Origin of the sequence: Gottfriedia acidiceleris (assembly GCF_036421055.1) — a bacterium.
GTDB classification, from domain to species: Bacteria; Bacillota; Bacilli; order Bacillales; family Bacillaceae_G; genus Gottfriedia; species Gottfriedia acidiceleris_C.
Genome location: NZ_JAZGQS010000027.1, coordinates 1 through 21,652, shown reverse-complemented (window position 1 = coordinate 21,652; position 21,652 = coordinate 1). Strand labels below are relative to the sequence as shown.

Genomic DNA, 21,652 nt, shown 5'->3' with positions numbered 1-21,652 from the left:
CTGATGGGAAGAAAAGCACTCCCCACCATCTGCTCGTCTTATGCTTGTCACCCCAAGGCAAGTCGCCTCGCTTTATAATGTAAAGGCCCGATTGGTGAGATACAGTGAAACTTGCCGACGCGCAGGCAGAGGCTTAGTTGAACCAATCGGGTTCGTAGTGTCGATTGATCGAAGCTCTAGCGGAGATCTTAGCGACACTAGAACGCGACTAACAATCAGTGGGGGATAAGGAAAACCCCCACTGATTGAAGTTTCACTTTATATTTACTTCGCTTCCATATATGCAGGGTATTTTCTGTTTTGCAGATAGATCAGCCGGCTTGTTAAAGTAATGGCGCCAGCTGCAAGTCCTGTAATTAAACCGATCCAATAACCATAGGCTCCCCAATCCGTATGATTGGCCAGGTAATAGCCAAACGGCAGCCCGATGATCCAATAAGAAATAAGCGACATAATGAAGGTGACATTCACGTCCTTATATCCCCGCAGCGCTCCCTGGACGGGTGCCTGAATGGCATCTGAAAGCTGAAAGAACATGGCATAAATTAAAAAAGCGGCTGTTAATTGTAATACATGGTCGTCTTTTGTATAAATCGATGCCACTTCTTTTGGGAAAGCCAAAAGAACAGCTGCACAAATTAATGCCATAAATACAGCAATACCGACACCGATCCAGCTGTACTCTTTAGCATCCCTGAATCTCTTAGCCCCCGCTTCAAAGCCCACAACGATTGTTAATGCCATTGAAATGCTTAGGGGGATCATATAAAGAAGTGATGCGAAATTGAGGGCAATCTGATGAGCTGCGATTACGGCTGTTTCAAATGTGCTAATTAATAAAGTAACTGCTGAAAAGATACTGGTTTCGAAAAAAATCGATAAGCCGATTGGGATTCCGATAAGAAGGATTTCTTTCCATTTGCCGATAGAAACAGCATGCATTCTTCTGAAAATTCCATAGTTCGAGAACGGGTAATTTTTATGAATAATAATAATCGAAATAACCATGATCAGCCAGTAAGTAATAGATGAAGCATAGCCTGCACCTGCTCCGCCGAGTTCCGGAAAACCCAATTTGCCATATATAAGTATATAATTAAAAAAAGCATTGATTGGCAGTGTTAGAAGAGTAATGATCATACTGACTCTGGTCTTTCCAAGAGCATCAATAAACGACCTTAATACATTGTAGACAAACAGGGGAATCAATCCTGTGCTTAAGGCTGCAAGGTAGTTGAAAGCTGTATCCTCGACCCTGTTCTCAAGATTCATTCCACTTAAGATTGGATTTAAGGAAAGTGCTCCTCCTCCAAAAACAATGACGGCCATAATGATGGACAGATAAACACCCTGAATAACAGAAAAAGCGACTTCCTCACGCTGTTCCCCTGCTCCCACGAGGTGGGACACAATCGGGGTAACAGCTAGGAGTATTCCGCTGAGCCCGGTGAATACAGGAACCCATAGAGAAGATCCAATCGCTACACCTGCCAGGTCCTGTGAATCATAGCGGCCGGTCATTAAAGTATCAATAAATGTCATAGAGTACATCGCCAGCTGGGTTATTAGTATTGGAACTAAAATAACCAGCAGCTGATGCAGTTTTTGTTTTTTGCTGTATGTCTGATCCATGAGTCTTTCCTCTTTCTATAATGTGACTAGAGAATTATATCATACTAAAGAGAAGCCGGCCCCAAGCAGGTCTTTTATTCAGTATAGTAGTTTGCTGATAAGTGTTTCAATTATGTGAACTTTTGCATAACGGGAATAAAAATCCTTCAATCGGCGAGTATAAATAGTAAACAGCCATTTCCAAAAAATAGCTTGAGGGAGGCAGAAAGATGAGCTTCAATATAAATAGGATTAATCCCAATCAGACACAAGTTTCATTTGTGGACGGGCGTTTTGAGACTCTTACCAATGAAGAGCTGGATGAATTGCTGTCCCATTATGGAATAAGAGAAAAAACAGATGAATCAGAAACCAATATTATTAATTGAAAGAATAAAAAGCACTTGCTCTATGCAAGTGCTTAGCGTTTTTGTACTTCGAGAGCTGTCTAGCCCTCCCCTCGAGGTGTCGCGGGTGGGCAAGGCGCTTCCGCTTTTCTTTAAGCCTCCAATAATTGGGACGATTCTTGGACTGCTGCTCCATGACGCATTACATGAAGAGTATATAAATCTTTTGGAATCTCAAATAGATTGTAAATATCACCATTTGCATTCAGCTGATCATATACAGACTTTCTCGTTTCATTTGCAAGAATGACATAAGGAAGCTTTTCTGCAGCTTTTTGCGAGCGGATATTTTCCTTGCGGATCCTCATAAAAATGGTTTCAATGCCTGTTTCAAAAAAGAGCTCTTCAAAGAAAGCATCTTTTGCTAATTTGTTATACCCCTTGCCATGATAAGGTTTGCCAAGCCATGTGCCGAGAAAGCCGGCATTGTCCTGGATGTCATACAAATTAATCGTCCCAATCGGAGCGCCCCATTCATCAAGAATTGTGCGTGAAATCAATTCACCGCGCTCTTCGGATTCGATTGTCTGCTTTGTAATAAATATAAACTCATCATAACAATTGGCTTTTTGGCGAACAAAAGGGAAGACATCAGGGTGCGTCATTAAATCAAATAAATCATGGCAGTCGTGAAGATCACGTTTCTTGAGCATAGGTTATCCCTCCAATTGAGGGCAGTCCTACTCCATGCCAAATAGAGCCTTCGGTCCACCCTCGAAATTTTTTATTATGCTGCTAAAAAATTTCGGGGTGGGAATCGAACCCACTAGAACCAGATAACTGGTGGCGCACCATTTGCCTTCCCTATTACTATCGTTTCCGATATTTGATTGTCTGTCATGTAGGAAGCAAAATTACACTTCACTTTAGGTATAATACTAAAAAAATTTCAAAAAGGAAATAGGTTTTTTGATTATTTTTTTTGCGATTTTATGTCAAATATCACCAGCAATATTCGACACCGTTCTAAGACTCTCTAAACACAAAATCTCCCCCTATCATTGTCCATTTTGGCTTGGAAAGAAAGTGAAATGGATGATGATTCCATAGAACTAAATCAGCATCTTTTCCTTCCTCGATGCTTCCAAGCTGATGATCGATTCTGAGGTTTCTTGCCGGTAAAATGGTGATTCCTTCTAAGGCTTTTTGCTCGGAAAGGCCTTCCCGGACTGCAATAGCTGCACACATATTCAAATATTGCACAGGTGTGTATGGATGATCTGTAGTGATGGAGACTTCCACTCCATGCTCTGTCAGCTGCTGATACGTTTTCCAGGTTTTATTTTTCAGTTCCACTTTCGATCTTCTTGTTAGAGTAGGCCCCACTGATACCTTTAAATTTAAGCCTTCCAATTCGTCTGCAATTAGATGGCCTTCTGTGCAATGTTCGATTCGAAGATCGAGATTGAATTCCTCTGCAAAGCGGATGGCAGAAATAATATCATCTGCCCTGTGTGCATGTATTCTGACGGGAATTTCTCTTTTGAGCGCCCTGACAAGCGGTGCAAATCTTAGAGAGTCGGGATTATCGCACTGTAAAGCCTCATAAAAAGCTTCCCTCAGCATTCCCATAATCCCCATTCTTGTTATGGAATCCTTGTTGCCATGACTATGAATCCGTTTTGGATTTTCTCCAAGGGCGATTTTAAGGCCGGCTGTTTCCTGGATAATCATCTTGCTGATGTTTTTCCCGGATGTCTTAATAACAGAGGTTGTTCCTCCAATTACATTGGCGCTTCCCGGCATGATGTGTGCAGTTGTTATGCCATATTTCACTGCATCAGAAAAGGCGGGATCAAGAGGGTATACACCATCCATCGCTCTAATATGCGGGCTTAAGGGTTCAATTGTTTCGTTGGCATCATTGCCTGCCCATCCGGTGCCTTCATCATAAAGCCCCAGATGAGTATGGACATCTATGAAGCCCGGAAGCAGGTGGTGGAAATGGCAGTCTATAATTTTTACATTTGAATCAGACTTTAAGTTCTTGCCCATCTTTAGTATTTTTCCGTTTTCTACTATTACATCCCCATGGAAGGTGGGGGAAGTCACAGGATATATGACTGCATTTTTTAATAATATTTTCATCTTTTATCGTCCTTTGATCCTAAGTATTTGCTTTATTTTACAAAAATGATTAGAAAGTGTGAAGAATTTTCTCAACATCACTAGCTCAAATAAAAAAAGTGTAAAATTGGAATTCTACACTTTTGGTAAATTTGCTATGTTAACTTTTCCTCTTCATATAAAACAAATAAATAGCGCCGGAGACCAAAGCAATAACTATGATCGGCAAGATAAATGGTTTTGCATATTCTTTGATGTCTCTCCAGTGATCACCAAGCTCCATCCCCAATAATAGAAAGAGAACCGTCCAAGGCACCATAGCTGCCAGTGTGTAAACAGTAAAGACCGATAAAGGCATCTTGGCTATTCCGGCTGGGATTGAAATGGCATGCCGTATTACAGGTATAAATCTGGCCGTAAAAATTACTCCAGTCCCATACTTTTCGAACCATTTCTCTGATGCATCCAAATGCTTTTTTTGAATTAGAAGATATTTTCCATATTTGTCAAGAACAGGCCTTCCTCCATATGCGCCCAGCCAGTAAAGAAACAGCTGGGCAAGTGTTCCGCCTGCAATCCCTGCAAGGAGGGCTCCTATAAAATGGATATTTCCGGTGCTGACTAAAAAGCCGCCATAGCTCAGGACAATTTCGCTTGGGATCACTTCAACCATTAACCCAAGTGCAATGCCGACATAACCCAGCTGGGAAAGTAATTCAAAAATGCCGGCAATTATCTCTTCCATTCTGATACCTCCCCATCTGAAAATTAAAAAGTCCCGGTCATTTGAAGGAATATAATGATGAACCCTAATATCCAAACGTATACAGCAAATATCTTCAAGGATTTTCGTTTTAGAAAATTAATCATCCATACGACTGCCGCATAACCGAAAATCGCTGATGACAATGTTGCCATTAACATGCTGCCAAGGGTTATGGCTTCTGTGTGACCGGCCATTAATTCGCCAAACTGCATGACAATGCCGCCAGCGATGGCAGGAATGGATAACAGAAATGAAAAATAGGCAGCTGTTTCCCTGTCAAGCTTCCTGAAGAGGCCTGCTGCAATGGTTAAGCCGGACCTTGAGACTGCCGGAAAAATGGCAGCAGCCTGAAAGGAGCCGATAAACAAGGCATCTCCGTACGTGATGCTGTCCATTTTTTTTGCTCCTTTCTTAACACCATCAGCAATCCAGAGTATAAACCCTGTAAATAGAAATTCCCAGCCGATTGTAACACCGGATTTCGAAATTGAATCGAACATGTCACTCAGCAGGAGTCCCACAATTACGGCTGGAATCGTCCCGACTATCAGAAGCATCGATAACTTGCCGAAGGGCTTCTTAATAATTTGAAGCAATTCATTTTTGTATACGACAAGGACTGCCAGTAAAGTTCCTATGTGCAGCATTGTATCAAGGAAGAGGCCTGCTTCATCAAGGCCAAATAGATGTCTCCCCAAATATAAATGTCCAGTACTGGAAATAGGCAGGAACTCGGTAAGTCCCTGGATGATTCCCAGAATGAAAGCCTCCAGCTTTGACATCATCTGTATATCACCTTCCTAGGCAGGTATAAGAATAGGCAAAGGTATATGCGCAATGCCTGTCTTTAACATGTGTATTCAAGTTGTCCCAATAGAGAACAGGAAATTAAGGCTGCAGAGGGGATATAAAAAAATATAAAAATACATGAAACCTTTTACAGTGAATATCGTAAATAATATAAAAGAAACATCATTTATATTTGAGGTTGACTTAGGAGGAAACAGGATGAATGATTATAAAATGCCTTCCAATGATGACCGGCTTATAGCAGCAGCAATCTATGTTACCAGCTTTTTTACCGCTTTTGTCGGACCGCTGATCATTTGGCTATTGAAAAAGAATGACTCGGAGTTTGTAGATTACCATGGAAAGGAATATTTAAATTTTTTAATTTCCTATTCGATCTACAGCGCAATCAGCGTAGTGCTAATGATTATATTAATTGGGGTCCTTACGATTTGGATCGTGGGAATCCTTGCTTTTATCTTTACAATAGTAGCTGCTGTCAAAGCATATGAAGGCAAGGAATACAGAATACCTTTAGTTTTCAGGATTTTAAAGTAATGACGAAAGCGGAAGCGCCTTGCTCACCCCCGACAAGCGCAAGCCGAGCCGTTCGGAAAGGTGTCCTTTACCTTTCTGGGCGGATTGGCTTGTGACCTCGAGGGGGTAGGCGCTGGAGCTGGATGCCAAGAACAGAGTCCAGGGCCGTTGCGACTGGGCTTTTTTTAATGGATAATTAACCTAATGGATAATTAACTCTGCAGAGCTTTTAGTTATAAAGTACATGGGGTGAAGTAATGAATAGGCTCGATAACAAACAAAGGATGCTCATGCTTATGGAAATTTTAAGAGAGCAGACCGATGAAGAAAATGAATATACACTGGACGATATAACTGAATGCTTTAAAAAGGAATATGGACCGGATGTGAAATTAAACAAAAATTCATTGAGAGACGATATTGAACATCTGATTGAAGCAAAATTTGATATTACCATTAACCAGGAAAAAGAGGGAATGCCGAAGTTCTACAGCCATCAATACCGTTTATTCGAGCTTTATGAATTGCGCATGCTGATTGATGCTGTTGCTTCTGCACGCTTCATCACCAAAAATGAGACTAAACAGCTGATACGGAAAATTAAAAAGCTGACAAGCATTCATCATGCCAAAAAGCTGCATAATGAAATTTTAATCGATTCCTCTGTGAAAAGTGAAAGTAAACTGGTTCGGCTGGCTATCAATGATTTGCATGAAGCCATTTTCGAGCGGAGAATCGTCACATTTCAATATGGAAGATATAATCTCAACAAGGAATTTGTATTAAGCCACAATGGAGGGCAATACAGGGTCAAGCCGCTGGCGCTTACATGGGTAAATGACTTTTATTATTTAATAGCCTACTATTTTGCCAAAGAAGAAATCCGCCATTATCGGATTGACCGTCTCCGCAATGTTAACATAACGGAAGAACAATTCGCATATGAACCCTTTGATGTATCCAAGTATGTGAGTTCAACCTTTCATATGTATGCCGGATCTGAAGAGTGGATAAAAATCCAATTTCACAACGATTTGATCAACGTGATAATTGATAAATTTGGACGGGATGCAGACATAAGAAAACTGGATGAGAACCATTTCGTTCTATCAGCAAAAGCTATTGTGAGTGATGGACTTGTCAAATGGCTCCTCAACTGGGGTAACCAGGCCAAAGTGCTTTCACCATCCTCACTTATTGATCAGGTAACAAACGAAATTAAAAATATGATGGCTGTGTATGAAAAAGAAATGGATTAACCTTAGCAATTAAACTTATAGACACTCCAATATTGGGGTGTCTTTTCATTAGAAAAATAGTTGAAATCCCTTTGAACGATTTTTGTACTTAAACGTCATATGAATGACAGTACAAAAAGGGAGGACATCGAAATGGAAATTTTAGAAAGCATTAACTGGGCGATTCTTGCACCTATTGTCATCATTCAGCTAATATTAATGGCTGTAGCCATTATTGATCTCGTAAAAATAGAAAAAGCAAATGGTCCGAAATGGGTATGGGCTCTCGTCATTTTATTTATTAATCTGCTAGGGCCAATCATTTACTTTATTTTCGGAAGGAGAAGCTGAATATGCCGGTTGTAAGCATAACAAATCTTAAAAAGCGGTTTAAGGAACAAGAGGTCATAAAAGGTCTGGATTTTCAATTATCTGAAGGAAAATGTATTGCATTGCTGGGAGCAAATGGAGCAGGAAAAACAACTACACTTAAGATGCTTGCCGGCCTGGTGAAGCCAGATTCCGGTACAATCGTGTATGAAGGGGGAGAAAAAGCGGATTTCCGAAGATTAATAGGCTATCTTCCTCAATTTCCTGTTTTTTATGAATGGATGACAGGCAGGGAATTTCTTGAATACGCAGGGCAGCTTGCAGGCCTTCCCAAAGCAGAAGCAAAAGACAGAGCAGCGGAGCTTCTTGAACTTACTGGTATATCCGAAGCTAAAAACCGCCGGATTGGAAAATACTCTGGAGGTATGAAGCAGCGGCTTGGCATCGCTCAGGCTATAATCCATCGTCCGAAGCTCGTCATGCTTGATGAACCAGTTTCTGCCCTTGATCCCTTTGGACGCAGAGAAGTGCTGGAAATGATGGATAAGCTGAAAAATGAAACTGCCATCCTGTTTTCAACACATATCTTAAATGATGCCGAAGAAATCTGTGATGAAATACTATTTCTCCATAATGGTGAACTGGTTGAGTCTGGAACAATGGCAGACCTGAGAGCTAAACATCAGCAGGCAAAGATTGACTTAGCTTTTAAGCAGAATACTCCGCAATTTGCCGAAGAATTATCTCTGCTTCAGCCTGTTTCTTCAATGAAATTGGATGGAGAGTGTGCGAGTTTTTTGGTTGAGGATATAGAATATGCCAGAAAACTATTTTTAACTGAGATTATGAAACGGAACTTGCCGCTGGTTAAGTTTGAAATCAGCAGAACAAGCCTGGAGGATGTCTTCATGAAGGTGGTGCGAAAATGAACCAATGGTTAACTTTATTTAAAAAAGAAATGCTTGAAATGGCCAGAAATTACAAATGGATCTGGGTGCCTCTTACTTTTATTTTGATAGCTGTAAAAGAGCCGCTGACATTATATTATATGCCTCAGATTATTGATTCTTTAGGCGGTCTTCCGGAAGGGGCAGTCATCGAGTTTCCTGTTCCTTCTGCAGGTGAAGCACTCGCTGCAAGTCTTAGCCAGTTCAATACGTTTGGTGTGCTTATTATTATATTAATTACAATGGGGACTATTGCTGGGGAAAGGAAAAGCGGTGTGGCGGGTCTTATACTGGTGAAGCCTGTTTCATACGCTCGGTTTGTAACTTCAAAGTGGGCGGGTTCTATGATTCTCATATGGTTCTCATATTTTTTAGGTTACTTCCTCTCCTGGTACTATGTAGGCATATTGTTTGAATTTATTCCTTTTTCGGATTTTCTCCAATCCTTGTTTGTTTATGGTATCTGGCTTACCCTTATAGTAACTGTAGTCATACTGTTCAATACTTTTATAAAATCTCCTGGTGCGATTGGATTTATCAGTATGGGCATCATAGTTATATTAAGCCTTTTGAGCAGTTCTCTTTCTCATCTGCTGGAGTGGAGTCCGGCCCTTCTGTCTGCTTATACAAATACTTTTATCATGGGCGGTAACTTCCCTGATGAATTATTGCCGAGTATTATTGTTTCTGTGATTGCCATTACGCTTTCCATACTTGCATCCATTGCGATTTTTAAACGGAGGGAACTTGCCTGATTTCATGCAAGTTTCTTCCTTTTGGGCATATTTGTATATCGGAGGGTGCTATTTTGGTAGTATAGCTTTAAAAGATAGAAAGGAAGATGAAAGGTGATCAGTGAAACGGGCCTGGTGCTTGAAGGCGGAGGAATGCGTGGAGTGTATACAGCCGGTGTTCTCGAATATTTTCTTGAACAGGACCTCAGCTTTCCTTATGTTATTGGTGTTTCTGCAGGGGCATGCAATGCCGCTTCTTATTTGTCCAAACAAAAGGGCAGAAACAGAATTGTAAACGTGGATTATGTAACAGATCCGCGATATATCTCATGGCGCAATTTCTTTAAATCGCGTCAGTTTTTCGGAATGGATTTTATTTTTGATGAAATACCGAATAAGCTGGTCCCATATCACTTCGAAGAGTTTTATAAAAACCAGTCTGAATTTGTAATTGGAACAACAGATTGCCATACAGGAAAGCCTGTTTATTTCAATAGAAAAGACTATGGGAAAGATGTGCTGAAAGTTTTAAAAGCATCCAGTTCCCTGCCTTTTATTTCACCTGAGGTCGATTTTAATAAAAGGGTCCTCCTTGATGGAGGAATCAGCGATCCTATACCAATCAAAAAAGCACAGCAGGATGGGTACAAAAAAAATATTGTAATCCTGACAAGAAACAGGGCTATTCCAAAAAGCCATCTAAATTTGCTTTTATGGTAAAAAGGAAATACCCGCATTATACCGGGCTGCAAAAAGCACTGGCAGAACGGTACCTGACCTATAACGAGACCCTTCGCTATGTAGAGCAGGAAGAAAAGAAGGGGACAGTCCTTGTCGTCCAGCCGCAGGAGCCATTAACAGTGGGACGGATGGAACGGAATCCTCAAAAATTGGAAAAGTTATATCTCCAAGGATATGATGATGCCAGAAAATCACTTGAAAGAATCAATCAATTTTAACCGTATCTATCAGGATGCGGTTTATTTTTATTAGGATAAAACTCTTATCTTTTCGACATTAAGGATTGGAATGAAAAAAATTTTTTGTTGAAAATAAGGCTTATATACCTGTGTCTGTTTAAATCTATGGATTTTAATGTAAAAAATATGAGTTTTTAGTTGCGGATTTTGTTCTTGGGACAGAGGGGTATGTCGAATAACAAAGATTGCCGGCGTATTTATTTCGAATATAATGAAAATTAGAAAATATAAGGGGGTCAATATACAAAATGAATATGAAGAAGGGCATCGTAACGGGTGCATTAAGTTTGGCATTATGTGCCTCAGCTGTTTTTGCGGGTTCTGCCGGTGTTGGACAAGCCCAAACGGCTGAAAAAAACTATTTAGTCGTTTTTAAAGATGAATCAAAGCTTCCTGCAGGGTATGCAGATTTAGTGAAAAAGGCTGGAGGACAAGTAGAGAATAAGCTGAACAAATTAGGAGCTGTTGAAGTTTCTTCAGCTAATCCTAACTTTCTAAATGAAATCAGAAAGTCTTCCCTTGTATCGGCTGCCGGCACTGAAAATCTCATTTATCCCGAAGCTCCTGCAGAGGAAGCAGATCTTCCATTAGATGGTGCGGATTTATATAACAGTCTGCAATGGGACATCAAACAAGTAACAAATGATGGGGCATCGTGGAATCTTCCAGGAGGAACTGGAAAGGCCGCTGATGGCAAAGATATTGTTGTTGGGGTAATCGATACAGGTATCGACTATAATCACCCGGATCTAAAGGAAAATTACGCATATGGTAAATCATTTGTCCCCGGTTATCCAGATCCAATGGATGAAAACAGCCATGGAACACATGTTGCGGGATCTATTGCAGCAAAAGGAAGAACGATGGGGGTTGGACCAGACTTGAAGGTAGCGGCTTACCGTGTATTTGGTCCTGAAGGCGGAGCAGCTACTTCCCATATTGCCGAAGCTTTAATGACCGCTGCTGATGATAATGTTGATGTTGTTAATATGTCTCTTGGCGGATATGACTGGTTCCAGAATCCTGAGTATGCAACAAAGGATACTGTAGCGGACGTGCAAATGTTTAACAGAGCCATCAAATATGCTATTCAAAAAGGTGTTACTGTAGTTGGTTCAGCAGGCAATAATGCAGTTGATTTAAAAAGTCCGGGGCAGCTTTCCGGTTCAGATAATGGTGCCACACACAGAAGTCCAAGCAGTCAACTGATGATTCGGGTGTCTGCTGGAGGAGCTTTAAAGAATCTTGCTTTCTATTCCAATTATGGTGTCGGCAAAATTGATGTTATGGCTCCAGGTGGAGACTTGGGACCAAACTATGATCCAAATACTGGAGCGGGCAGGGATAATACTTACTTAGCATTAGCAACAATCCCTGGCGGAGGCTATGGCTATAAGGGAGGAACTTCAATGGCTGCTCCGAAAGTAGCGGCACTTGCAGGTGTGATCATTGCAAAACATGGTAAAGACAACATCTCTCCCGCACAAGTTAAGCATATCATTCAAACTTCATCAGAAGACATCTTTAAGCCTGGGTATGACGAGCAATCTGGCCACGGGCTAATAAATGCAGTTAATGCGCTAAAATAATCCTATTAATCAGGCTGGCGGAAATTTTCCGTCAGCTTATTTTTATAAGTGAATTTTGCAAAATCAAAAGAGCTCCGCTAATAAAATCCTCTTAAAATTCATTTTTATTGTACCTGATTAATAGAATATAGAGAGAATAAAAATAGCAGGGGAGACTTACTGATGAATATCCAGCACTATTACCTGAAAACAGCTGACATCTCTTTGAATGCAAGCCTAACTGCACTTATGCCGCCATTTTTCTTCCTATTGATATTCTTTAACAAATTTCCAGGGAATTTCATTATTATCTTGTTCCCTTTTATTATTTATAGCTTTTTGTGTCATCAAATGTATCTTCTGAATAAACAAAGGGCAGCCGAGGCAGCGGCAAGTAACTTTTATTCTATTAGACAAGCCCCTCTGCCTTTTTTGCAGCAGTCAAAAGTGCTGATCGCTTTTCTGCCGGCCCCTTCTCTAAGAATGGTTATTTTTGATCCCGAAGGAAGGGTGATAGGTGAAATAAGAGATATGAAAATGCGGAAGCTTCGCTGGTTCCTGCCTTATTTTATCGACCGATTCATTCCAAAAAGGCTGGGAATTTATGACTATACTGATAATCTTGAGGCATCAATCATCATCCGTAGAAAGGGAATCGAAGTCTTGTCTTCAGGTTGCCACTGCAGGGAAATAATCGAATTTAAAAAGGAAGGAAGCACTCTGCTGTTTCAGAATGGAGATATGCAGTATGCCGTTCCTAAAACCTTTTTACACACAGATCTGCAGGTACTAGATGATCAATCGAATAGAATTGCCCGTTTTCGCAAAGGGTGGATGCCATTTGAGTGGGGGAAGCGCTTTAAGGATCCAAACACACCTGTCCTTTCCTTTAATATTAGTCTGGATGCAAAAGAAAAGCGCAGAATTTATGCAATTTTTGCGGCTCTGTTTCTTTATCGCAATCATTAAAACATGTGCACATTTATAGATTCTGGATTCCCCATATAGTATGATAAATTCAGTTTAAGTATAGGGAAATCAGTATAGAGGTGTTGGAATGAAAAAGTTTTTACTGGCAGCTGCAGTTATTGTCCTTTTGCTGTTCATTGTTGACAAGACCATTCTTAAGGAAAAGGGAGTAGTAGAGCAAGCTGGACAAATGCAAAAATACGATAAAATTGAAGATCCTGAGGATTTGCCTATTGGTTTGGAGAAAGGCAGCATTGCTCCAGATTTTGAACTGACAGATATGGAAGGAAATCCGGTGAAACTCAGTGACTACAGGGGCAAAGCTGTGCTTCTGAATTTTTGGGCAAGCTGGTGTCCTCCATGCCGCGCGGAAATGCCGCATATGGAGAAGCTTTATAAAAAGTACAAAGATAAAAAATTCGATATTCTTGCCGTAAATCTAACAAACACTGAAAAGAATAACGGAGACGCTGAGAAGTTCGTGAAAGAGCTGGGTCTGACTTTTACAATCCCTATGGATGTAAAGGGCGCTGTTGGTGCGGATTATAATATTATGGCTTATCCTACAAGCTATTTTATTGACTCTGATGGAGTTATTAGAGAAAAAGTTTTGGGAGCCTTAAATGAAGAATATATGGAGAAGGAAATCAAAAAGCTTCCATAAACAAACCGGAGAGCCATATTAGCTCCCCGGCTTTATATCTGCAATCATATCCTGGTGAAGGCGATTAACGATTACCCTTTTTCTGTATAGCATTATGCCGGCTTCTGCAATATCATTAACGGCAGAGCGATTTATGAATGCCCCAAAAAGCAATCCGGCAATAGGGATCATTTGGAAAAGTTTTTTCCAGCCTATTTGGTCCCTGTACGAAAACACAACCTCTCTCCAGCCTTGAAGCTCAGAAACGACTTCCCTTTTTGGTCCTTCTTCTTTAGCGCCAAACATGGTAAGCTGCTGCAGAATAGCTTTTTTTCCAACAATATCACTGGAAACAAATTGAAGGATTTTGACTATGAACATTCTTTCATTTTTATCTGCGGGATCGAAGCCATAGCAAATCGCAATATCCTGCAGTGTTTTTAATTGAATGCCGAGGAGAAGAGGGATATCAATGGTCAGGGTGAAAATCCCTCCGACTCCAGTTCCCGCACCCTGCAATGCAGCGGTTCTTTTTCTGTTTGAGGTTAGCTTTTCCGCGGCTTCATCCATCTTTACTATGGGCAGGGCTTCTACATCCTGCAAGGTATGGATATTCTGTCCAGGATAATAATTCTTTAACGCTGCTGCTGAACTTAAATATCTTCCTCCTGATTGAATATACGTGCCAAGTTCATCAAGAATCACTCCAACCTTTTTTTGTATGAACTCCGGTGTGAATCTATCAATAAGTTTGAAAGGAAGCCTCCCGAGCTTCTCCCAAAACCACAAATCACCTTGGTCTTTTTCCCATTCTTCGCATTTCTTTAATTCATTTATCAGCTGTTCTTTCGGTTCAATCATTAGTATCGCCCTTTCATTCCTTCTTCTATATTTTAACTATACGGCTGTTTAAAGCAAAAGTTTCAATTCTTTCACAACCAATTCTCTTTGTATATTCCGGCTATTCATGATAAGATTCTTATAATAGAATAGGATTTCCTTCGGGGCAGGGTGAAATTCCCAACCGGCGGTGATGAGGGTACGCCCTCTTAGTCCGTGACCCGGTTTTATTAGCAGAGATAGGTGCTTAATAATAGCGGTGGATTTGGTGAAATTCCAAAGCCGACAGTGAAAGTCTGGATGGGAGAAGGAATGAGTATAGTAACGCGTTCAAAATTTCTTTTTTTAAACGCTTATTTCGTCATGTGTCTTTGCCCCGTTTCACCTAGCTGGTGTACGGGGTTTTGCCGTTTCATACTTAAATTGGAGAAATTGTAAGGAAAGGAGGATTCACATAATTTGAACCACCAGGAATATATGAAGTTAGCCATCAGTCTGGCAGCGGCAGCCAAAGGACAAACAAGTCCTAACCCGCAGGTGGGTGCGGTTGTTGTTAAAAATGGTGAAATTCTTGGGATGGGTGCTCACCTGAAGGCGGGAACTCCCCATGCAGAAGTCCATGCGATTGCTGCGGCTGGCGATGAGGTTAAAGGGGCTGATATTTATGTCACTCTTGAACCGTGCAGCCATTTTGGCAGGACTCCACCATGCGCAGACTTAATTATTAATTCAGGAATTAATAGGGTTTTTATTGCTTCTGCCGATCCAAATCCTCTGGTTTCAGGCAAAGGAATCGAAAGGATGCAGGATGCCGGTATTGAAGTGGTGACCGGTCTGTTGAAAAAGGAAGCAGATGCCCTAAACGAACCATTTTTCCATTTTATAAAAACAAAGACACCATACGTAACCATTAAAGCAGCTTCATCGTTTGATGGGAAAACAGCTGCAAAAACCGGTGACAGCAAATGGATTACCTCTCCAGAATCCAGGCAGGATGTACACCGTCTACGGCATGAACATGACGCAATACTTACAGGTGTAAATACGATCATTCACGATAATCCCCTTTTAACCGCCAGGCTGCCCCAAGGCGGAAAAAATCCCATTCGAATTGTTTTAGATACAAATCTCAGAATTCCGGCTGACGCAAATGTCATCCGAGATCAGTCTGTTAAGACCATCATCTTTACCGGCTGCGAAATAGATTCGACAAAAGCAGAGGAAATAAGGAAGTATAATGCAGAAGTTTTTTCTTTTCCTGCAAATGAGGTGCCGATTAAAGAAGTATTAAAAAACTTAGGTGAAAGAAACATCATGACTTTATTTGTTGAAGGCGGGTCTGAGATCCATGCTTCATTTATTAAAGAAGGTTTCTTTCAGCAGATGATCCTCTATATGGCTCCTAAAATTATTGGAGGCAATAAGGCGATTCCATTTATTGGCGGGGATGGTGCCGACTATGTAAAAGACTCCCCTGTACTGGAATTCACAGAAATCAAAAGGATTGGCGGAGACCTTAGAATTACCGCAAAACCGCTGAGGGAGGCCACGCAATAATGTTTACAGGAATTATTGAGGAGCTTGGAACAGTAAAAAAAGTAGTTCAGCAAGGCAAGGCGATGAAACTGACGATTCAGGCCTCCAAAGTTTTATCAGATGTTCAATTGGGGGACAGCATTTCGGTTAATGGCGTGTGTCTTACAGTTACGGAATTTGCAAAAAATGAATTTTCAGCAGATGTCATGCCCGAAACATTCAAAAGCACTTCGCTTTCTGCCATTAAAGAACGAACAAAAGTCAATCTGGAGAGGGCAATGTCTGCAAATGGCCGATTTGGCGGGCATTTTGTGACAGGGCATGTGGATGGTACAGGTCAAATCATCAAAAAGGCAGCGAGTGAGAATGCTATTTATATACAAATATCTGTGCCGCCTGCCTTAAGCCATTTGCTTATCATGAAAGGCTCTATTGCAGTAGATGGGATTTCCCTTACTGTTTTCGGCAATGAAGACAATACCGTTACCGTCTCGATCATTCCACATACAGCGAGTGAAACGGTACTGGGCTTCAAAACAGCTGGAGACATTGTTAATCTCGAATTCGATATGCTTGCCAAATATCTATTTTCCTTCATGAACAGGCGGCAGGAGACCACACCGCCTAAAGAAGGAATATCAGAAGGATTCCTTAAGGAAAACGGCTTCTTATAAATAGCAAAAGGAGGGGCAATAAACCATGTTTAGTGAAATACATGAGGCATTGGAAGATTTAAAAGCGGGGAAAGTCATCATTGTCTGTGATGATGAAGACAGGGAAAATGAAGGAGATTTCCTGGCAATCGCGGAATATGCTAAACCGGACACCATCAACTTTATGGCCAAAGAAGGCAGAGGCCTGATCTGTACACCTATCACTGAGGAGCTGGCTGAAAAGCTGGAACTGAATCCGATGGTAGAGGTGAACACTGACAGCCATGGAACAGCTTTCACAGTCAGTATTGACCATGTGAAAACCACTACAGGCATCAGTGCCTTTGAGCGTGCTTTCACGATAAAGGAAATGCTCGAGAGTGATGCTAAACCTTCAGACTTTTCCCGTCCGGGACATGTTTTTCCGCTCGTTGCGAAAAAAGGAGGAGTCCTTAGAAGGGCAGGACATACAGAAGCTGCGGTAGATCTTGCTCGCCTTGCCGGTGCTGCACCAGCCGGGGTTATCTGTGAAATCATGAAAGATGATGGAACAATGGCGCGTGTGGATGACCTTGAAATAGTAGCGGAAAAGTTCAATTTGAAAATGATTACGATTCAGCAATTGATAGAGTATCGCTTAAAACATGACTCCATTGTAAAAAGGGAAGTGGAGATTCAGCTTCCAACAGAATTTGGAGATTTTAAAGCAGTAGGCTATACAAACACTGTCGATGGAAAAGACCATGTTGCTCTTGTAAAAGGAGAAATTGATGAAAATGAACCCGTATTGCTTCGTGTTCATTCAGAGTGCCTGACCGGAGATGTATTCGGGTCTAACCGCTGTGACTGCGGACCGCAGCTTGAAGCAGCATTGGCACAGATTGAGGCAGAAGGCCGGGGAATTCTTTTATACATGAGACAGGAAGGACGCGGCATCGGCCTGATTAATAAATTGAAAGCCTATAAGCTGCAGGAAGAGGGATATGATACCGTTGAGGCAAATCATAAGCTCGGGTTTAAGGATGATCTTCGCGACTATGGGGTAGGTGCACAAATCCTAAGGGATCTGGGAGTGAAAAAAATGCGCCTGTTAACCAATAATCCCCGCAAGATTGCAGGTTTGGGCGGCTATGGGCTGGAGGTAGCAGAACGGGTTCCTCTTCAAATGCCTGCCAAATCTGAAAATGAGAATTACTTAAAAACGAAGAAAACGAAACTTGGACATTTATTACAATTTTAAGGGAGCGATTTGAGATGAAAAAGGTAATCGAAGGACATTTAGTAGGAACAGGATTAAAAATGGCAATTGTCGTGTCGCGTTTTAATGAATTCATTACGGGCAAGCTTTTAAGTGGAGCGGAAGATGCACTTAAGCGCCATGGAGTGAGTGAAGAAGACGTGACAGTAGTATGGGTTCCTGGAGCATTTGAAATCCCGCTTGCAGCTAAAAAGCTATCCCAGTCCGGAAAATTTGATGCAGTTATTACACTTGGCACAGTTATCCGCGGAGCAACTCCGCATTTTGATTATGTCAGCGGCGAAGTGGCTAAAGGGGTCTCAGCGACAGCATTGCAAAGCGGTGTCCCTGTTATCTTCGGAGTTCTAACAACTGACACGATTGAACAGGCTATTGAGCGTGCCGGCACTAAAGCTGGAAACAAAGGATGGGAAGCAGCTGTCGGAGCAATTGAAATGGGCAATTTGTATAGACAGTTATCCGATGGTGAATAAGGTATCATTTTTTATTCAAACGGAACGCTTACTACGATCGACTTGATCATATAATTATGCAGGTGCAGTTATGCTGACCTGTTTCTATCAAAATCGGCGGGACAATTCCCGCCGGTTTTTTTAGGTATATCTGAACAGACGTCTGACCTTTCTATTGGCAGAATGAATTTTTTTTGTTAAAATACTGCTTGTGGCTCACCCGTGTTTACTTGTGCGGGGAGAGCGGGTAGGGAGAGGGCTAATTGAATAGATAGGTAGTATTTATGAATAAGTGGTTTAACCGGCTTTTTCAGCTGAATTCAAATGGAACAACTGTTAAAAGGGAGGTTATGGCTGGGGCAATCGGCTTTTTTACGATTGTTTATATTATCGCAGTTAACTCTCTTATTCTCTCTGAAGCAGGAATACCTTTGGAAGCAGCTATTTTTGCAACCATTATAACCTCGGTGGTCGGCTGTTTGATTATGGGGTTTTGGGCAAATGTACCGATCCTCCTTGTGCCTGGAATGGGAATCAATGCTTTATTCTCCTATACTATGGTCCAATCCATGGGCTTATCCTGGCAGGAAGCATTGGCTGTAGTGTTCATATCCGGACTGATCTTTGTTTTCGTGGCTTTTTCGCGATTTGCACAGACATTAAGCGAATCGATTCCACATTCACTTAAAGAAGCGATAACAGTGGGACTGGGGCTTTTCCTGATGCTGATTGGACTTGAAAAAGGCGGAATCGTTGAAAAAGGGACAAACTCCATTATTGCTTTAGGTGAGCTGGGAGACCCTCAAGTGCTTGCAACCATCTTAACGTTCCTGCTGGCCATCATTTTATTCATGCGGAATGTGCCTGGCAACTTTTTAATTACTGTTGTGGCAGGAACACTGATCGCATGGGCTTTTGGGCTGATAGATGTGCAGAAGACTGATGAAAAGTCGTTCGCACTCTCTGATTATATGGAAGTATTTGGAGCGATGTCATTTGATAACATGCTTTCCGTCACTTTTTGGATTGCCATTTTTTCTTTGACAATGGTTCTTGTATTTGAAAATATCGGATTAGTCCATGGTCATGTTGGTTTTATTAACAGGCCGGAACAGTTTAAGCGTGCTTTTCAGGCAAATTCTGTTTCAGCATTATTATCCGGTATTTTTGGGACAAGCCCGACTGTTGCAACGGTTGAAAGTGCAGCAAGTATGGCTGCCGGGGGTCGTACAGGATTGACAGCAGTTACAACCGGGATGCTGTTTGTGCTATCCGCATTCTTTATTCCTGTTATTAAGTTGATCCCCAACAGCGCGATTGCCCCTATTCTGATCATTATTGGCGGACTGATGCTTCAAAACATCCGCAATCTTGATTTAAAGGATATGAGCGAAAGCTTTCCTGCTATCTTTATCATTGCCATGATTCCGTTCACTTACAGTATTGCGGACGGCATTGCCATTGGGTTTATTCTTTATCCAATCTTAAAGATTTCGATAGGCAAAGCAAAGGAAGTTTCATTTGCTTTATATGTCATAGCTGCTTTGTTTTTATTCAACTTTGTTTTTCATGTGATTAGTTAAAATAGATAATGGGATGTCCTTATATTGGGGCATCCTTTTTTTTATGAAATGCAGTTTTTATTCGCAAGGTTTGTTGCTTTATATATATTTGCTGAGTTGATTGGAGCGGAAGGTGCGAGATCCTCGAAAATGCTATCGCATTTTCTTCGTGCGGTGTTTTCTCGAGGAAGCATATTCAACGCCCTGCGGGAGTAGCTGGACAGGTGAGACCCCGCAGACGCGAAGCGTGGAGGAGGATCACCGCCTGCCCCGCGGTTCGCTGAGCATCCTGGAGCGGAAATCAACGGACAATATTAATAGGTGAAAAAACAATTTATACAAAAAGAGCCTTTACGAAAAATATATGTATTTAAAAAAATGATTTTAAATGTTCTAAAAATATAGATAATTATTGTACAATATAATTGTAAGCCTTTACAAAAGTGGTAGATATCACTTTGTATTATGCCAAAAAAATTTTAGTTTCGGAGGTTCATATTATGGCTGCGTCATACCTGCAGGAAGAGCATGAAATTTTTAGAGAATCTCTGCGTAAGTTCTTAGAAAAAGAAGCCTATCCGAACTATGAAAAATGGGAAGAGGACAGAATCATTCCCCGTGAATTTTGGCGCAAGATGGGGGAGCAGGGTTTTTTATGCCCTGATATAGACGAAAAGTATGGCGGAAGCAATGTCGATTGGGGCTTCTCAGTCATAATTAATGAAGAACTTGAACGGGTTGGGTCCGGCATGGTGGGAATTGGGCTCCACAATGATATCGTCGTCCCATACATTACTGCTTATGGAACCGATGAACAAAAGGAAAAGTGGCTGCCAAAGTGTGCAGCGGGTGAAATCATTACGGCAATAGCCATGACTGAACCTGGAGCCGGCTCTGACTTAGCAGGCATCAGAACGACAGCAAGGCTTGATGGGGACCATTACATAGTGAATGGCGAAAAGACCTTTATTACCAACGGAATTCATTCCGATTTAATCATCATAGCCTGTAAAACAGATCCCCATGCCGTCCCACGGCATAAAGGCGTAAGCCTGCTTGCGGTCGAGAGGGGAACAGAGGGGTTTTCAAGAGGGAGGAAATTAAACAAGGTCGGTCTTCATTGTCAGGATACGGCAGAGTTAATTTTTGAAGATTGCAGAGTTCCGAAAGAAAACCTGATCGGCGAAGAAGGAAAAGGTTTTCTATATTTAATGGAAAAGCTGCAGCAGGAAAGGCTTGTCGTGGCAATTGCTGCCCAGGTGGCTGCAGAGGAAATGATTAATTTAACAATAAATTATGTAAAGAATCGCGAGGCATTCGGAAAACCGGTCAGCCAATTTCAGAACACTCAATTTAAAATAGCCGAAATGGCAACAGATATTGAAATGGGAAGGGTATTCCTTAATCAACTGATCATAGAGCATATGGCAGGAATAAATGTAGTTACAAAGGTCTCCATGGCAAAATGGAAGCTGACAGAAAATGCCCGTAAAATTGCAGCTGAATGCATGCAGCTTCATGGCGGCTATGGCTATATGGAAGAATACGAGATTGCAAGGAGGTTCAGAGATATACCAGTCGCCAGCATATATGCAGGCACAAATGAAATCATGAAAACGATTATTGCGAAAAACATGGGTTTATCGCAGTCTAACGGGCAGTAAGACCCCCACTTCAAGATTCAGAGGAATCAAAGGAGGGTAAGTGGGGTCAAACTGCCAATCTAGCTGCGGCTCCTAGGGGCTCGAGGTCATAAGCCAATCAG

Annotated in this window: 22 protein-coding genes, 1 pseudogene and 1 riboswitch; of the genes and pseudogenes, 17 read left to right on the top strand and 6 right to left on the bottom strand. The window is 41.5% G+C overall.

The features are described 5' to 3' along the window. The first annotated feature begins 94 nt into the window (after positions 1–94). On the top strand, positions 95–229 hold the full coding sequence (locus tag RAH41_RS22145) for a hypothetical protein (RefSeq protein WP_331225428.1): 135 nt from the start codon (positions 95–97) through the stop codon (positions 227–229). Positions 230–264: 35 nt separating this feature from the next. Here RAH41_RS22145 and RAH41_RS22140 read toward each other — a convergent pair whose 3' ends face one another. Further along, on the bottom strand, positions 265–1,632 hold the full coding sequence (locus RAH41_RS22140; RefSeq protein WP_331225427.1) for an MATE family efflux transporter: 1,368 nt from the start codon (positions 1,630–1,632) through the stop codon (positions 265–267). Positions 1,633–1,841: 209 nt separating this feature from the next. Here RAH41_RS22140 and RAH41_RS22135 point away from each other — a divergent pair, with 209 nt between their 5' ends. Beyond that, positions 1,842–2,000 (top strand): hypothetical protein, encoded by a 159-nt coding sequence (locus tag RAH41_RS22135; RefSeq protein ID WP_197087758.1) that lies wholly within the window; start codon positions 1,842–1,844, stop codon positions 1,998–2,000. A gap of 110 nt (positions 2,001–2,110) precedes the next feature. On the opposite strand, the gene RAH41_RS22130 is transcribed toward RAH41_RS22135, so the two are convergent. The 4 genes from RAH41_RS22130 to RAH41_RS22115 all read right to left on the bottom strand — a co-directional run bounded on the left by RAH41_RS22130 (position 2,111) and on the right by RAH41_RS22115 (position 5,633). Further along, a complete protein-coding gene (locus tag RAH41_RS22130) occupies positions 2,111–2,671 on the bottom strand; it encodes a GNAT family N-acetyltransferase (protein ID WP_331225426.1) in 561 nt (186 codons plus the stop codon). 313 nt (positions 2,672–2,984) lie between these two features. After that, a complete protein-coding gene (locus RAH41_RS22125; protein WP_331225425.1) occupies positions 2,985–4,106 on the bottom strand; it encodes an amidohydrolase in 1,122 nt (373 codons plus the stop codon). A 139-nt stretch (positions 4,107–4,245) separates the two neighbouring features. After that, complete coding sequence (locus RAH41_RS22120) at positions 4,246–4,830, bottom strand: DedA family protein (protein WP_331225424.1); 585 nt, start codon at positions 4,828–4,830, stop codon at positions 4,246–4,248. A 23-nt stretch (positions 4,831–4,853) separates the two neighbouring features. Further along, entirely contained in the window at positions 4,854–5,633 is a 780-nt protein-coding gene (locus RAH41_RS22115; protein WP_331225429.1) for an undecaprenyl-diphosphate phosphatase, read from the bottom strand. A 226-nt stretch (positions 5,634–5,859) separates the two neighbouring features. On the opposite strand from RAH41_RS22115, the gene RAH41_RS22110 reads away from it, so the two are divergent. The 9 genes and pseudogenes from RAH41_RS22110 to RAH41_RS22070 all read left to right on the top strand — a co-directional run bounded on the left by RAH41_RS22110 (position 5,860) and on the right by RAH41_RS22070 (position 13,607). Further along, positions 5,860–6,198, top strand: a complete 339-nt coding sequence (locus RAH41_RS22110; protein ID WP_331225423.1) for a DUF4870 domain-containing protein — start codon at positions 5,860–5,862, stop codon at positions 6,196–6,198. Between the two features lie 236 nt (positions 6,199–6,434). After that, entirely contained in the window at positions 6,435–7,436 is a 1,002-nt protein-coding gene (locus RAH41_RS22105; RefSeq protein WP_331225422.1) for a WYL domain-containing protein, read from the top strand. A gap of 132 nt (positions 7,437–7,568) precedes the next feature. Next, complete coding sequence (locus RAH41_RS22100; RefSeq protein ID WP_048011419.1) at positions 7,569–7,766, top strand: PLD nuclease N-terminal domain-containing protein; 198 nt, start codon at positions 7,569–7,571, stop codon at positions 7,764–7,766. A gap of 2 nt (positions 7,767–7,768) precedes the next feature. After that, positions 7,769–8,674 (top strand): ABC transporter ATP-binding protein, encoded by a 906-nt coding sequence (locus RAH41_RS22095; protein ID WP_048011420.1) that lies wholly within the window; start codon positions 7,769–7,771, stop codon positions 8,672–8,674. After that, positions 8,671–9,447: an ABC transporter permease gene (locus RAH41_RS22090; RefSeq protein ID WP_331225421.1), complete on the top strand. Its 777-nt coding sequence runs from the start codon at positions 8,671–8,673 to the stop codon at positions 9,445–9,447. The genes RAH41_RS22095 and RAH41_RS22090 overlap by 4 nt, the downstream gene beginning before the upstream one ends. Positions 9,448–9,540: 93 nt before the next feature. Then, positions 9,541–10,385: pseudogene (locus RAH41_RS22085) on the top strand (patatin-like phospholipase family protein). A 269-nt stretch (positions 10,386–10,654) separates the two neighbouring features. Further along, positions 10,655–11,995, top strand: a complete 1,341-nt coding sequence (locus RAH41_RS22080) for a S8 family peptidase (RefSeq protein ID WP_331225420.1) — start codon at positions 10,655–10,657, stop codon at positions 11,993–11,995. 162 nt (positions 11,996–12,157) lie between these two features. Continuing rightward, positions 12,158–12,943, top strand: a complete 786-nt coding sequence (locus RAH41_RS22075; RefSeq protein ID WP_248348653.1) for a hypothetical protein — start codon at positions 12,158–12,160, stop codon at positions 12,941–12,943. A gap of 88 nt (positions 12,944–13,031) precedes the next feature. Next, positions 13,032–13,607 (top strand): TlpA disulfide reductase family protein, encoded by a 576-nt coding sequence (locus RAH41_RS22070; RefSeq protein WP_248348655.1) that lies wholly within the window; start codon positions 13,032–13,034, stop codon positions 13,605–13,607. Positions 13,608–13,625: 18 nt separating this feature from the next. Here RAH41_RS22070 and RAH41_RS22065 read toward each other — a convergent pair whose 3' ends face one another. Continuing rightward, entirely contained in the window at positions 13,626–14,447 is an 822-nt protein-coding gene (locus RAH41_RS22065) for an EcsC family protein (RefSeq protein WP_331225419.1), read from the bottom strand. A 132-nt stretch (positions 14,448–14,579) separates the two neighbouring features. Continuing rightward, positions 14,580–14,742: riboswitch (FMN riboswitch) on the top strand. 143 nt (positions 14,743–14,885) lie between these two features. Here RAH41_RS22065 and ribD point away from each other — a divergent pair. The 6 genes from ribD to RAH41_RS22035 all read left to right on the top strand — a co-directional run bounded on the left by ribD (position 14,886) and on the right by RAH41_RS22035 (position 21,551). Beyond that, positions 14,886–15,983 (top strand): bifunctional diaminohydroxyphosphoribosylaminopyrimidine deaminase/5-amino-6-(5-phosphoribosylamino)uracil reductase RibD, encoded by a 1,098-nt coding sequence (gene ribD / locus RAH41_RS22060; protein ID WP_331225418.1) that lies wholly within the window; start codon positions 14,886–14,888, stop codon positions 15,981–15,983. Further along, the gene (gene ribE / locus RAH41_RS22055; protein WP_248348660.1) at positions 15,983–16,636 is read left to right on the top strand and encodes a riboflavin synthase; all 654 of its coding nucleotides are present in this window, start codon (positions 15,983–15,985) and stop codon (positions 16,634–16,636) included. Before ribD ends, ribE (RAH41_RS22055) begins: the two co-directional genes overlap by 1 nt. A gap of 25 nt (positions 16,637–16,661) precedes the next feature. After that, a complete protein-coding gene (locus RAH41_RS22050; RefSeq protein ID WP_197213934.1) occupies positions 16,662–17,855 on the top strand; it encodes a bifunctional 3,4-dihydroxy-2-butanone-4-phosphate synthase/GTP cyclohydrolase II in 1,194 nt (397 codons plus the stop codon). Between the two features lie 14 nt (positions 17,856–17,869). Then, complete coding sequence (gene ribE / locus RAH41_RS22045; protein ID WP_197208669.1) at positions 17,870–18,346, top strand: 6,7-dimethyl-8-ribityllumazine synthase; 477 nt, start codon at positions 17,870–17,872, stop codon at positions 18,344–18,346. A gap of 263 nt (positions 18,347–18,609) precedes the next feature. Then, on the top strand, positions 18,610–19,908 hold the full coding sequence (locus RAH41_RS22040; RefSeq protein ID WP_331225417.1) for an NCS2 family permease: 1,299 nt from the start codon (positions 18,610–18,612) through the stop codon (positions 19,906–19,908). A 479-nt stretch (positions 19,909–20,387) separates the two neighbouring features. Beyond that, positions 20,388–21,551, top strand: coding sequence for an acyl-CoA dehydrogenase family protein (locus RAH41_RS22035; protein WP_331225416.1), 1,164 nt, complete (start codon positions 20,388–20,390; stop codon positions 21,549–21,551). Positions 21,552–21,652 lie beyond the last annotated feature (101 nt).